Here is a 12,843-nt window from a genome sequence, read left to right as displayed (position 1 = left end):
GGAATCGTTGGTCATTGATATGCGATTGTTTGAAAGGTATCGCGCTATGGATCGTTTCGATGCGCACATTGAGGAAAACAAGGGGCGCTACTTCGACGAACTTTGTGCGCTGTTGCGTCAGCCGTCGATTGCGGCGCAGGGAATCGGCATTGAAGAGACGGCGACGCTGGTCACACAGCGTCTCGAGCGACTCGGTGCGCAGGTGCAGGTTTTTCACATGCCTGGCGCTGCGCCAGTAGTGTACGGCAGCATTGGTCACGGCAATCGCACACTGCTGATCTACGACCACTACGACGTTCAACCGCCAGAACCGCTCGATCTCTGGCATTCGCCACCATTCGAACCGATGCTGCGCGACGGTAAACTATATGCGCGCGGCGTCGCCGACAACAAAGGCAACCTGATGCTGCGCATCCAGGCAATCGAGTCGTGGCTGGCGGCGTATGGCGCCCTTCCCTGCCGCGTCAACTTTCTGATCGAAGGGGAAGAAGAGATCGGCTCGATCAACCTCGAAGCCTTCTGTCAGAGCCACCCCGATTTGCTGCGCGCCGACGGGTGTCTGTGGGAAACCGGCGGCGTGAACGCCCTCGAGCAACCGACGATCATGTGCGGCGCAAAGGGCATCTGCTATGTCGAACTAGTCGTGCGCGGCGCATCGCACGATCTGCACTCCGCCAATGCAACGATGGTCCCCAACCCCGCGTGGCGGCTCACGTGGGCGCTGGCGACGCTCAAAGCACCCGATGAGCGGGTGCTGATCCCCGGTTTCTACGACTGGGTGCGCCCGCCGTCGGCAGCGGACATGGCAGCGCTGGAACGCATTCCGCTCGACGACGAGGAACTGCTGGCGGATTTCGGCATCCCGCAGTTCCTTGGCGGGCTGCGCGGCATCGAGCGTCTAAAGGCGCACCTCTTCAACCCTACCTGCACCATCTGCGGACTGATCTCCGGCTACACCGGCGAAGGTTCGAAGACGGTGCTGCCATCCGAGGCGCGCGCCAAAATCGATTTCCGCCTCGTGCCCGATATGGACCCGGCGGACGTGGTGGCGGCGTTGCGCCGTCATCTTGATGCGCACGGCTTCGACGACATCGCTATTATCGAGTACGGGCACGAAAAACCGGGGCGCTCCGACCCCGACTCGCACGTCGTCCAGGCAATGGCGACGGCAATTCGCGCCACGTACCACATGGACCCAATCATTTACCCGACAATGGCAGGCACCGGTCCGGTCTATCCAGTCTGCACAGCGGCGGGAACGCCGATGACGACGGGGTGCGGCACAGGGTATCAGGGATCGCTGGTCCATGCGCCGAATGAAAACATCCGGCTGGACGACTACTGGACGGCGATGCGCTGTATGGGGGCGTTCCTTCAGGCGTTTGCGGCATAGCGGTGCATATTCTGCACATCTACAAAGACTACCCGCCGGTTTTCGGCGGCATCGAGAGGTATGTGCGCGACCTCGCAGAAGGTCTGGTTGCGCGCGGTCATCGGGTGACGGTGCTGATCACCAATACCAGACGCTGCACCTCTATCGAACGACCATTGCCCGGATTGATGATTGTGCGCGCGGCGCGGATGGCGCATCTGGCATCGACGCCGCTCAGCCCGGCAATGATCGCGCTGGCGCGTGGGATTCACGCCGACGTGGTTCATTTGCAGTTTCCCTACCCGCCTGGCGACCTGGCGGCAATGGCAGCGCCCGGGTCGCCGCCGCTCGTCATTTCGTACCACAGCGACATCGTGCGCCAGAAAACGCTTTTGCGCCTCTACCGACCGCTGCTAGCGCTGACATTGCGCCGCGCAGCGCGGATCATCGCATCCAGTCCCGGATATATCACCTCGTCGCCGTTTCTTCGCGCACACGCCGCAAAGTGTGAGGTCGTGCCGATCGGCATCGATGTGACGCGCTTCTCTCCAGGCGACCGACGCGCCAATGCCGTGCCGCGCCTGCTCTTCGTCGGACGGCTGCGCTACTACAAAGGGCTGCACATTCTGATCGAGGCGCTGCGCATGGTCGAGGGAGTCGAACTCTGGATCGCCGGGAATGGACCGGAGAGGGCGCGACTGGAGCGACAGGTGGCCGGCGCTGGATTGAATCAGCGGGTGCGCTTCCTCGGCGACGTGGCAGATGAGGACCTGCCTGCGATCTACCGGCATGCGGATATTTTTGTGCTGCCATCACACCTGCGCGCTGAAGCATTCGGCATTGTGCTGGTCGAGGCGCTGGCAAGCGGGTTGCCGTGCATCAGTACCGCGCTCGGAACCGGAACCGATTTTGTCAATATGCACGAAGAGACCGGTCTGGTCGTGCCGCCAGGAGACGCCGCAGCGCTGGCGGATGCTATCCGTCGCCTGCGGGACGACCCGGCGCTGCGGGCGAAGTATGGCGAAGCGGGCGTTCATCGCGCGCGGGCGCTCTTCTCACGCGAACGGATGCTGGACGCCGTAGAGCGAGTCTATTATTGGGCGTTGCCATAAACGCATGCTCAAAACCAGCGCTGCCAGATTACGCCCCGAGATCAGGCGCACTACCGTTGAGCGTGGCAATAACTTCTCCGTTGTCCGTGAGAGTCGAAGAATGAATCGAATATCGGAAAACCGAGATCATCATATGGCACGCCTGTTCGTGCGACCGTGCCAGCCTGCCGCCTGAGCTGACGGAGTTGTGACGGGCTTAGCCGGGTAGCGGCGCCGCTGACAGCATTTCCCTTCGCCACGTCGCTCGCATCATCGATCCTATTTGCTATTCTACCTGCATCGTCAATCCGGTTTGCTACTCTGCCCGCATCGTCAATCCGGTTTGCTACCCTGGCTGCGTTGTCGATACGGTTCATTACCCGTCCAGCGTCCCCCAGCACATCCACCGCTCTACCCGCCGTGCCCGCCTTCGTCGCGTACCCGGCAGCAGTTGCACCCCCGGTAAAGATCGCCAGAATCGCAGGCAATATTTCGAACACCGTCCGTCCAACCGCTTCTCCGTACCGGCCTTCCTGCCAGTCAGTCACAATCGGCTCGACGATCGACCAGAGTACGTTTCCTGCCGTCCCCAGCGGATCGGTGATCAGCGCCTCGATCAGCGCTCCATATTTCTGCCGCGTGCCAGCATCGCCTGCGATCATTTTGACGAGATCGACTCCGAGGGTGACCAGGCCGGCAACTGTGTCATACACCCCCTCGGACAGGCCAACGAATACCCCAGCGGCCTGCTCACCCGCCCAGCGTAGCGCGTCGACAGCCTGGCTGAACCACGAATTGGACGTGCGCTGCGGCGCTTGATGCGTTACCGTAAGCCATGCGACGATCCCTGCCAGCAGACTGCCCGCTATCCCGATCGCGCGCTCCACCCACGGCGCAGCATCCGCCGCCTGCCTCAGCAGTTGCGGCAGGCTCACCACAGCATAGGGGAGCGCCGTTACCTGCGGCGCCGCAATGACGCTAGTGTTACCAACTGGCACTGTACCCGGCACGCCAGCCAGCCAGCGTGCGAGCGTCGCCGTCGCTGCATCGCCAATGGCGGCTGCACGGTCGCGGAACACCAGACTGATAACCGCCAGCAACACCAGAACGATGGCAATCAGCGCCAGGGACTCGACGGCTTCCGCACTGCGCTCGTGCCGCCACCCGCGCTGCACGAGCGCCAGGCGGCGCTCCACTGGCGCGAATCTTCCTGATCACGACCGTCCTGCATATCACCCCGCCTCGCTGATACCCCTAAAAAACGCACACGACGGCGACCCGCGATCCTGCCATGCTCTGTGCGTCCAGGCGGCGATCCATAGCGATCGTTGCTACTATAGCGCACAGCGCGGCTCGAGCGATGGATGTAACAAGGATGTAAATCTTCGCACGCGCTCCGGCAGGCGCGTTATAAGGCTTAACCAGAGCAAAGGGATGATAACCGTTTGCTCCCGACTCACTCAATCAGTGCGCCAAGGGACTCGATGACATAATCCGGCTGGATGGTCGCCTCCGCCAGCGCGCGGCGGTCGGTTGCGCCGGTGAGCGTCAGCGCGGTCGCCATGCCTGCGGCGCGCCCCATCGCAATGTCGGTCTCCAGCCGGTCGCCGACGACCAGGCACTGTGCTGGCGGCAAACGCAGCGTTTCGGCGATCGTCTGCACCATGATCGGCGATGGCTTGCCGACAACGACTTCGACCGGGTGAGCAGTACACGCCTCAATAGCCGCAATCATCGCCGCTGCGTCCGGTTCGCCGCCAGTGGGAGTCGGGCAGTAGCGGTCGGGATTAGTGGCGACGAAGCGCGCCCCGGCGCGGATGGCGTCGAAGGCGATCTGCAACTTGCGGTAGGTGAAGGTGCGGTCAAACGAGGCGATCACAAATCGGACGCCATCGGCATCATCGGCGAGGTCGAACCCGGCGGTGCGCAGTTCGTCGCAGAGGGGTGGTTCGCCCACAACGAACACCCGACTCCCTGGCGCTTCCGCCAGCAACCAGCGCACCATCACATACGATGAGTTGATGACCTCGTCTGCCATGGTCGGAATGCCGAGCGCGGTTAACTTCGCGGCGTACTGCGCGCGGGTGCGGGTCGGGTTGTTGGAAAGGAAGACGACCTTCGATCCGGCGGCGCGCAGGCGCGTGATCGCCTCAGCCGCGCCGGGCAACAGGGCATCGCCAAGGTAGACGGTGCCGTCGAGGTCGAAAATATAGGCGTTGTAGTGAGGGATAGGCATGTCACGAGAACCGAGAACTGAGAACTAGTATCAACGGCTAGGGGCTAGCCTGCCTGACCTGCACCCTGCGCCCTTTCCGCCTGCCGCCTGTAACCCTCTTGCCTATCGCCGCTTGTCTCGTTTCACCTGCAACCTTCCCGCCTTCACCCTTCAACCCCACCTGCTCTCGCCCTCTTCTCCGACCCTGACGAAACCGGCGTCAGATACCAGACGAGCGAAGCGACATTGAGTGCGAGCGCCATTCCAAATGCTGTGATGTATGCCTGGACTGGATAACGACCACCATCGTTCTGCACGAATGCGCTGATGATCACGCCCATGCCCCACTGGATCGCCGTCGCGCCGCCAAAGCCAAACAGGTTGACAGCGGTGACGGCGCGCCCGCCCATATATGGCGGAAACAGTTCGCGCACCTGCGCTAGCGTCAGCAGGCTGAATGCGCCACTGAAGCCAAACAGAAAAAATGTGATTGCCAGCGCTATCGTCGGTAACGGCACAGGCAAGAGAAGCGGCGTCTGCGCTGCCAGAAACACAAGCGTACTCACCGTCATCACCCGCCGCGCGCCGAATCTGTCTGCCAGCGCGCCGCAACTGCCATAACCGGCTGCTACGCCTGCACTGATGATCAGGATCAGGTTGCCGGCTTCAACTGGTGACAGGCGCAACGTATCGAAGAGATACGGGCCTGCCCACAGAGTCTGAACGGCGAGCGTTGTGCCGAGCAACGTCAGATTGAGGGGTGCAATGCGCCAAAAGTGCGGGTTGCGAAAAATCCAGGCAAACCCGGCGTCGGGCACATCGGACGTGGCGCGCCAGAGCACGCCAGCTGGCGCGTTGCGCGTACCGAGCACGATTCCCCCTGCACTCAGCAGGGTCACACCAGCGCTACCCACAAAGACGTCGCGCCAGCCGAACTGCTGGTTCAGCCAGGCAAGCGGCGTCGCCGCCACCAGCGCCCCCAGCGCTCCAATGCCGACCATCAGACTGGTGAATGTCGCCACACGCTGCGGCGGGAACCAGGCGCTGAATGCCTTGACTGCACCCATCAGATTGCCTGCCATGCCAATGCCGATCAGGGTGCGCCCCACGGCGACCTGCGGCAACGCCGTTGCCGTGGCGAACAACAGGCATCCGACGACCGTCATCGACATCAGGGCGGGCACAGCGAAGCGTGGACCGATACGATCAAGCGCAACACCGAGCGGCAACTGCACCGCAGCGAAGCCAGCGTAGAACAGGCTGGTCATCAAGCCGAGATCGGCGGCGCTTAACCCCAGGTCACGCATCAGATCGCCGGAGATGACGGCGTTAGCGGCGCGAAAGAAATTGGAGAGGAAGTAGCCGATGCCAAAAAAGACAAAAACGGCGAGCGCGCGATTCATGGCGTTTCACTCTCGTGTTGAACAGCAGCGTTGAGATCGGCGAGCAACCGCTTCAGGCGTTCTGGTCCAATCCCGCGCGCCGCCGCTGCCTGACGGAGGGGTTCCCACAACGGCGCCTCGACCGTTTCCCAGGGGATGCCGTAGGCTTCCAGGACGGCGCGGGTCGAAGACCAGGCGGCGGCAATGGCAGCGACCGACATGGCAGCCGTAATTGGATAGCGAGGAAGGGGTAAAACGTTCGAGCGCCGCGAAGACTCAAGCGCAGGGGCTTCCTCAGACGTCATCAACCCCAGCAGGCGCGCGCTGTTGTATCCCAGAAGATCATCGCGGATGTCGGGCGCAATGTCTAACGCCATGATGTCGTTGAGAAAGGCGGAAAGATCGGGTTCGCGCGACACCCGTGGGAAGAGCGGCAGTGGATAATCGCTGCCAAACAGGATTTTACGCGGATGGACGCAACGGAGCGCCACCGCGAAAATGTCGGCAGTCGGGTAGAGCAGCGGTGATGCCGCCGTATCGTACCAGACATTGCGGAGCGCCTGACGCACCGACGGCATGAGTTCGTAGAAGAACAACCCCCCTCCCCAGTGCGCCAGGATGATCGTGAGTTCTGGAAACCGCAGCGCAAGATCATAGTATTGCGCCAGCGGCGTGACGGCTTTGCCAGGGTAATAGCGTCCCACCGGCTCGTTCACATGGAGCAGAATCGGCAGTCCGAGGTCAATACAGGTCTCTGCCAGTCGCAGAAACGCGGGTGAGTCGAGCGTGAACCCCTGCGCATACGGGTTGAGTTCTCCGATACCGGCAGCGCCAGCAGCAGCGCAACGCCGCACTTCGTCGAGTGCGCGATGGTCGGTGGGCTGCACGATGGCAAAGACCAGAAATCGTTCCGGGTGGCGCCGATACAGCGCCAGCGCGCGGTCATTGGCAGCAACGCATGATTCGTGCTGGCGGTAGTACTCTCCCTGGATCACCGCGCGGTCGATCCCGGCGCGATCCATATCTGCCAAAACGCGCCCTTCATCCGCCGATGTCGCAGTCTGACGAGTCTCTGCGTGCAGACCGAGGAGCATTGCCCAATACGGTTCGCGTTCCGCCGCGTCAGCCAGATACGCGAACGCTTCCGGAGGCTGGAAGTGCATGTGGATATCGATGCGCACGGCTATTTCAGCGCAGCGAGCAACTTTTCGACCTCCGCCAGGTCCTTGTCGCGTCCCTGAAGGCGGTAGAGTTCGATGGCGCGCTGATAATCCGCCCGCGCCTCATCGGTGTCGCGCAGCGCCTGGTGCGCCCTCCCACGCTCGCGGTAAGCATCGGCGCTATCGGGATCGCGCGCAATGACGGTATCGAGGTCGGCGACGGCGGCGCGGTAATCACGGAGCGCAATAGCGGCTCTGGCGCGGCAGAAATACGCATCGATCTCGGTAGCGTCGAGTTCGATGGCGCGGGTGCAGTCCCTGAGCGCGCCACGCGCATCGCCCTGCTCTAAGCGCAACCCGCCACGCCCGACATATGCCAGACGATACTCCGGCGCAATCGTCAGCGCCCGATCAAAATCGGCGCGCGCCCGCTCAAGCCTGCCGGTCGCCTGGAACAACAATGCGCGGTGGTAATAGGTGAAACTGACGTCCGGGTTCAACTGGAGCGACTGATCGAAATCCGCCAGCGCCTCGTCGTACTGGCCCTTGTCGCGGTAGGCGACGCCGCGGCGCATCAGGAGAACATCGTTGTTGGGATCACGCGCAAGCGCCTCGGTGAAATCACGAATGGCTTCGTCGTACTGTTGCAGGCGATAGAAGGCGCGCGCGCGCTGGTGGTACGCCTCGGCGTTCTCCGGATCGAGCGCCAATGCTCTGGTGAAATCATCGACAGCATTTTGGAAGAGCGACAGATTGAAGTTGACCTGAGCGCGCCCAAAGTATGCCTCGAACGATGACGGATCGGCGCGGATCGCTTCGGTATAGCGTTCTGCCGCCTGTCCCAGGCTGCCACTAGCGGCAAGTTCTTCCGCCTCACGCACCAGCGCTTGAACATCAACCGGCGTCGGCGTTGGCGCCGGAGTAGCAGTTGGAATACTCGTCGGCGTTGGAACCGGCGTCGGCGCTTCCGGCTCAACGGTTGGAATCGCCGCTTCCTCGGTTGGTTGCGGCGGATTGAGAATATCTGGATACAGATACATCAGTCCGACGAGCAACAGCACGACGACCGCAAGAATGCCCACGAGCGCAACGATAACGGTCCGTGTGCGCTTTTTAGACCGCTCGACAGGTATGGCGGTTGGTGGAGCATCTGCGGCGGCGTTGCCGGCAGCGCCCGGTCGTCGCAACAAACCGCTGCGCTTCGCAGCTGCGCCGGGACGCAGTGATGCCAGGGAATCAACCGGCGCTGATTCGGCAGGCATCGCCGGGGGAGGCTTTCGGAGATCGTCCGGCGCTCGCTGCTGCACCCCGGTCGTCGTCGCAGCAGCGTCAGGAGCAACGGTTTGGGGTGCTGGCGGAGCGATGGTGGCAGGTATCGGCGGGCGCGGCAGCGGCGTGGCGGTCGCTGTGCGTCGTGTCGTGGTCGCATCGGGCGCAAGTGGGTCGAACACCGGTTGCTGCCGCTGCGCCGGTTGCGACGGAGCAGTCGGTTTCGGCGCCGATGCGGCGGGGGATGGCGACAGAGCAGCAGGCGATGAAGCGGCAGGCTTAAGACTTGCCAGCCCGCGCTGCGCAATCTCGTTCTTCGGGTTGATCGCCAGGACCCGTTCGAGACAGTAGCGGCGCTGCACAGGATCGGTCAGCGCACCAGAGAGCCACAGCCAGCCGCGTTCGTTCTGGGGATCGAGTTGTACTGCCTGACTGAGTAACTGGCGGGCGCGCGCCTGATCGCCGGCACGGATTGCCGCCATTCCCTCGTCGATCAGGCGCTCTGCGCGTTGCCGGGGAGTCAAGGATTCGTTCATGGTCGTGTCAACAGCATTGGGCGTCCTTCAGCCCTGATCCTTGCGCAGTATAGCACGATCCCGGCGGGGAAACAATGGTACAATACGGTATCGTCACATAAGCGTTAGTCTATTGCCCCAACATCGTATGAGTATTGCGCCCGCTCAACTGATGACCGCTGAGTCGTTCTGGTTGTTGCCGGAAGGACCGATACGGCGCGCCCTGGTGCGCGGGGAGGTTGTCGAAACCATGCCCCTAGGTGGACGACACGGGATGCTTGCACTCCGCATTGGCGCGCGATTGCAGCAATGGGCGGAAGCCGGCGGTCACGGAGTGGTCTGTGTTGAGTCCGGGTTTGTGCTTGCGCGCAACCCCGATACGGTGCGCGCTCCTGATGTCGCCTTTGTCGCAGCGGCGCATATTCCGGTGACCGGTGTTCCCGACGGATTTTGGGAGCAGGCGCCCGATCTGGCAGTCGAGATCGTTTCCCCATCCGAGACCGCCGGGGACGCGCGCGAAAAGGTGCGCGATTTTCTCTCCGCCGGCGCCCGTCTGGTCTGGGAAGTCCACCCACGCACCCACGAAGTGCTCGTGCATCGAGCCGAAGGTTCGATTCAGGCGCTTTCTGGCGATGATCTTCTGCAAGACCCGGATGTGCTTCCCGCGTTTAGTTGCCGCGTAGCGGACATTTTTGCGCCATACTGAAGAACGCTCTCTCACTCACGCATGCAACCGCGCAACCTCCGGCGCCTCGTAAATGCGCCGGATGACACTTTCAATCTCCGGTTCCTCGATCGCCAGATCACGGATCGGATACCGGCTGCTCAGGTATGCGATCAGCGCAGCGGCGGTCGTCGCGCTCCGATCGAAGCGCAACCGGAAGCGAGTTCCATAGCGTTCGATCACTTCAGCGCCGGGCGCCTCCAGGGTATCATCAAGCGCGTCGTCGCGTTCCAGATCGACGATCAGGATGCGCCAGCGACCGAATCGCTCGCGCAATGTCTCCAGCGCCCCGTCGTAGATTACACGTCCGTGATCGATCAGAATGACGCGCCGACAGAGACGTTGAATATCATTCAGGTCGTGAGTGGTCAGAATGATGGTCACGCCGCATTCATGGTTGATGCGCTCGAGAAATTGACGGATGCGCTCACGGGCAATCACATCCAGCCCAATGGTTGGTTCGTCGAGAAAGAGAATTGCCGGGTCGTGCAGCAGCGCAGCAGCAAGTTCGGCGCGCATGCGTTGCCCTAGCGAAATCTGGCGCACCGGCGTGTTGAGGAACGCACCGAGATCGAGCAGATCGTCGAAGGTGGACAGGTTCGCCTTCCAGCGTTCCAGCGGGATACGATAGATATACCGCAGCAACTCGAACGACTCTATCACCGGCAGATCCCACCAGAGCTGGGTGCGCTGGCCAAACACAACGCCGATTCGACGCGCGTGTTCGATGCGTTGGCGCTGCGGCTCGCGCCCATCGATCGATAGATGCCCGGACGTCGGCGCAAGAATGCCGGTCAGCATCTTCAATGTCGTCGATTTGCCCGCGCCGTTCGGTCCCAGATAACCGACCATTTCGCCAGCCTCGATAGCGAACGAGACATGATCGACAGCACACACATCACGGTACTCACGGCTCAGGAAGGTGCGCAACGCGCTGAAACGCCCGCTCTGACGCACCACAACACGGAAGACTTTGGTGAGATCGGCTACATCGATAAGCGGCATCTTACGTCCTTTCCATCCAACGCATCCTCAGATCACGAGTCTGCGTATTCTGACATCGATGACACTGTATCCGTGAGGCTGCGCATGATATCACGTTTCCTGGCGCTAACGCTTCTGGCTTTTCTGGTTGCCGCCTGTGGCAGCGCGCCCCTGGCGGAGCCGCCGGTCTATCCTGATGCAACCGCTGCATCACAGGGCGAGTCGCCGCTAGCGGATGCAATGGTGAGCGGATTGACCGCTGAGATCGTCGGCGAGCAACAGGCGTCCGCCATCCGACTTTTCCGGGTTCCGGGGAGCATCGCCTGGGAACAGGTCAAACAGTTCTACGCCGGTCGACTCGAGAGCAGCGGGTGGCGTGCTGATGGCAGGTTGCTCGTCGAAGGCGACACGATCAGTTATGCCGCATGGCGCAACGGTGATCAACTCCTGGCGCTTGCCCACACAGAGGATGCTTCAACCGGCGCGACCTATCTCGCGGTCGCGGTGCTGCGGCGGTAACCTGCATCAGGTTCCGGTGCTCTGGTACCGGCGCACGCCGATCTGCCAGAACCCCAGAACAGCGGCAAAAAATACGCTGGCAACCACCGGGGCGCACCATGCAATCCAGGCGGGCAACCCATGCGGGTCGCTCCGCCCAAGAATTACCAATGCCGCCGGATAACTGGCGAACGCGACGGGTGCAATCGAAAGAAATACCGCGCGTATCCACCGGTCGTAAATGCTCAATGGCAGGCTTGTCAACTGCTGCCCGCCAAACGTGAACACATTGATGACCTCGGGAGTCTTGATCGTCCAGAAACAGATTGTGGCGCCGATGACGATCAGCCCCACATAGATGAGGGCGCCCGACAGAATGCTCAGCAGAAGCAACAACAGCAGCACTGGGGTCCAGAACGCTTCCACCTGAGCCAGTGAAAAGATCAGCACCCCCGCACCCTGCACAGCCCGCCCTAATCGTCGCAACTGAACCTCGGACGCCAGCACCTGAACAAAACTGCTCAGGGGACGGGTCAGCACCCGATCGAAGTCACCATGCTGGATCAATCGTTCGAAAGGACTATCGAAGCCGCGTCCGATCATCTCCGCCAGCCCAAACGATACCGAGGTCAGACCGTACAACAGCCCGATCTCGTGGAGCCGCCAGCCACCAATCAGTGTAAAGCGTTGGAGCAGCAGAAATAACACAACGAACTCCATGCCAGTGGAGACCGCCGTCCCCACAAGGTCGAGCCAGAACGAGGTTTTGTACTGCATCTGTGATCGGATGCGCGCGCCGATCAACCGAAGAGAGATCGCCAGCATTATCCGCCCTGAAGCACGATCTTGCGCATTGCCGCGCGTAGCGCGAGCAGCGCGGCGCCGGTCAACGCCATAGCCCAGCACACCTGCGTCGTAAGCGCCAGCGCCAGATCCGCGCCTCGCACCTGACCCAACAATGTGCGCACAGGAATGCTCGTAATCGCCTGAAACGGCAGCGCCTGCGCAATGACAGCGAGCGCAGGCGGGAAGAAAGCAAGCGGCAGCAAGAAACCGGAAAAGAAGCCCATCGTCAGGTTGGTAACCAGCACGAGACCGGTAATATCGATCAGCCAGAACGCCGTGATATTGACCAGAAAGTTGAGCGCAGCAGAGATCAGGATCGACAGCAGCACCGCAATGGCAAATGCTGCCAGCGCCTCAATGGAAGGGATGAGCGCGTCAAAATAGAGAATCCCGATCAGATAGGTCAGGCTGCCGCGCACCAGCAGATTGAACAGGCGTTCCCCCAGCACGCGGCTCAACCAGAAGGCATAGAAGTTCCACGGTCGCGCAAGATCGGCAACGATGTCGCCGGTGCGTATCCCGCGTTCCAACTCCATGTGCCACGAGATCCATCCGGCGCCGATCGCGATCAACGCCTGGCTCAACCAGACGTAACTGATCGCGTCATGCAACGTCAACCCGGCGATGCGCTCACGTCCTTCGTACAGCGCGCGATACATCGACGAGAAGAGAACGCCAAAGAAGGCATTCGTCAGGATACCGGCAACATAGGCGCTGCGATAGATTGTCGCGCGGCGGAAGGAGCGGATGGCAATTTCGTAGTACAGACGCATAGAACCTGCTCAGA

The 12,843-nt window shown here is 61.7% G+C and carries 12 protein-coding genes; 4 read left to right on the top strand and 8 right to left on the bottom strand.

The window, feature by feature from the left end:
- Positions 1-46 precede the first annotated feature (46 nt).
- Complete coding sequence (locus RCAS_RS09440) at positions 47-1,393, top strand: M20/M25/M40 family metallo-hydrolase (protein WP_012120356.1); 1,347 nt, start codon at positions 47-49, stop codon at positions 1,391-1,393.
- A gap of 2 nt (positions 1,394-1,395) precedes the next feature.
- On the top strand, positions 1,396-2,484 hold the full coding sequence (locus tag RCAS_RS09435; RefSeq protein ID WP_012120355.1) for a glycosyltransferase: 1,089 nt from the start codon (positions 1,396-1,398) through the stop codon (positions 2,482-2,484).
- 50 nt (positions 2,485-2,534) lie between these two features.
- Here RCAS_RS09435 and RCAS_RS09430 read toward each other — a convergent pair whose 3' ends face one another.
- The 5 genes from RCAS_RS09430 to RCAS_RS26200 all read right to left on the bottom strand — a co-directional run bounded on the left by RCAS_RS09430 (position 2,535) and on the right by RCAS_RS26200 (position 9,025).
- On the bottom strand, positions 2,535-3,659 hold the full coding sequence (locus RCAS_RS09430) for a hypothetical protein (protein ID WP_012120354.1): 1,125 nt from the start codon (positions 3,657-3,659) through the stop codon (positions 2,535-2,537).
- Positions 3,660-3,919: 260 nt separating this feature from the next.
- Positions 3,920-4,699, bottom strand: a complete 780-nt coding sequence (locus RCAS_RS09425) for an HAD-IIA family hydrolase (RefSeq protein ID WP_012120353.1) — start codon at positions 4,697-4,699, stop codon at positions 3,920-3,922.
- A 143-nt stretch (positions 4,700-4,842) separates the two neighbouring features.
- Positions 4,843-6,081 (bottom strand): MFS transporter, encoded by a 1,239-nt coding sequence (locus RCAS_RS09420; protein WP_012120352.1) that lies wholly within the window; start codon positions 6,079-6,081, stop codon positions 4,843-4,845.
- Positions 6,078-7,223, bottom strand: a complete 1,146-nt coding sequence (locus RCAS_RS09415; protein ID WP_012120351.1) for an amidohydrolase family protein — start codon at positions 7,221-7,223, stop codon at positions 6,078-6,080. The genes RCAS_RS09420 and RCAS_RS09415 overlap by 4 nt, the downstream gene beginning before the upstream one ends.
- Positions 7,224-7,243: 20 nt before the next feature.
- Complete coding sequence (locus tag RCAS_RS26200; protein WP_012120350.1) at positions 7,244-9,025, bottom strand: tetratricopeptide repeat protein; 1,782 nt, start codon at positions 9,023-9,025, stop codon at positions 7,244-7,246.
- Positions 9,026-9,152: 127 nt separating this feature from the next.
- Here RCAS_RS26200 and RCAS_RS09405 point away from each other — a divergent pair, with 127 nt between their 5' ends.
- Positions 9,153-9,710 (top strand): Uma2 family endonuclease, encoded by a 558-nt coding sequence (locus RCAS_RS09405; RefSeq protein ID WP_012120349.1) that lies wholly within the window; start codon positions 9,153-9,155, stop codon positions 9,708-9,710.
- 15 nt (positions 9,711-9,725) lie between these two features.
- Here RCAS_RS09405 and RCAS_RS09400 read toward each other — a convergent pair whose 3' ends face one another.
- Entirely contained in the window at positions 9,726-10,733 is a 1,008-nt protein-coding gene (locus tag RCAS_RS09400) for an ABC transporter ATP-binding protein (protein WP_012120348.1), read from the bottom strand.
- 84 nt (positions 10,734-10,817) lie between these two features.
- On the opposite strand from RCAS_RS09400, the gene RCAS_RS09395 reads away from it, so the two are divergent.
- Positions 10,818-11,231, top strand: coding sequence for a hypothetical protein (locus RCAS_RS09395; protein WP_012120347.1), 414 nt, complete (start codon positions 10,818-10,820; stop codon positions 11,229-11,231).
- A gap of 6 nt (positions 11,232-11,237) precedes the next feature.
- Here the strand turns inward: RCAS_RS09395 and RCAS_RS09390 are convergent, their stop codons facing one another.
- Both RCAS_RS09390 and RCAS_RS09385 read right to left on the bottom strand, forming a co-directional pair.
- Entirely contained in the window at positions 11,238-12,035 is a 798-nt protein-coding gene (locus RCAS_RS09390) for an ABC transporter permease (protein ID WP_012120346.1), read from the bottom strand.
- A complete protein-coding gene (locus RCAS_RS09385; protein ID WP_012120345.1) occupies positions 12,035-12,829 on the bottom strand; it encodes an ABC transporter permease in 795 nt (264 codons plus the stop codon). The genes RCAS_RS09390 and RCAS_RS09385 overlap by 1 nt, the downstream gene beginning before the upstream one ends.
- Between the last annotated feature and the right edge of the window lie 14 nt (positions 12,830-12,843).

Origin of the sequence: Roseiflexus castenholzii DSM 13941 (genome assembly GCF_000017805.1) — a bacterium.
Classification (GTDB): domain Bacteria; phylum Chloroflexota; class Chloroflexia; order Chloroflexales; family Roseiflexaceae; genus Roseiflexus; species Roseiflexus castenholzii.
Note: the sequence above shows the minus strand (reverse complement) of the source record. Positions and strands in the feature narration are given on the sequence as shown.

Excerpts from the sequence above, each read along its gene's own strand:
- RCAS_RS09385 (WP_012120345.1), bottom strand. The coding sequence starts at position 12,829 with ATGCGTCTGTACTACGAAATTGCCATCCGCTCCTTCCGCCGCGCGACA.
- RCAS_RS09395 (WP_012120347.1), top strand. The coding sequence starts at position 10,818 with ATGATATCACGTTTCCTGGCGCTAACGCTTCTGGCTTTTCTGGTTGCC.
- RCAS_RS09425 (WP_012120353.1), bottom strand. The coding sequence starts at position 4,699 with ATGCCTATCCCTCACTACAACGCCTATATTTTCGACCTCGACGGCACC.
- RCAS_RS09405 (WP_012120349.1), top strand. The coding sequence starts at position 9,153 with ATGAGTATTGCGCCCGCTCAACTGATGACCGCTGAGTCGTTCTGGTTG.
- RCAS_RS09420 (WP_012120352.1), bottom strand. The coding sequence starts at position 6,081 with ATGAATCGCGCGCTCGCCGTTTTTGTCTTTTTTGGCATCGGCTACTTC.
- RCAS_RS09400 (WP_012120348.1), bottom strand. The coding sequence starts at position 10,733 with ATGCCGCTTATCGATGTAGCCGATCTCACCAAAGTCTTCCGTGTTGTG.
- RCAS_RS26200 (WP_012120350.1), bottom strand. The coding sequence starts at position 9,025 with ATGAACGAATCCTTGACTCCCCGGCAACGCGCAGAGCGCCTGATCGAC.
- RCAS_RS09440 (WP_012120356.1), top strand. The coding sequence starts at position 47 with ATGGATCGTTTCGATGCGCACATTGAGGAAAACAAGGGGCGCTACTTC.
- RCAS_RS09415 (WP_012120351.1), bottom strand. The coding sequence starts at position 7,223 with ATGCACTTCCAGCCTCCGGAAGCGTTCGCGTATCTGGCTGACGCGGCG.
- RCAS_RS09390 (WP_012120346.1), bottom strand. The coding sequence starts at position 12,035 with ATGCTGGCGATCTCTCTTCGGTTGATCGGCGCGCGCATCCGATCACAG.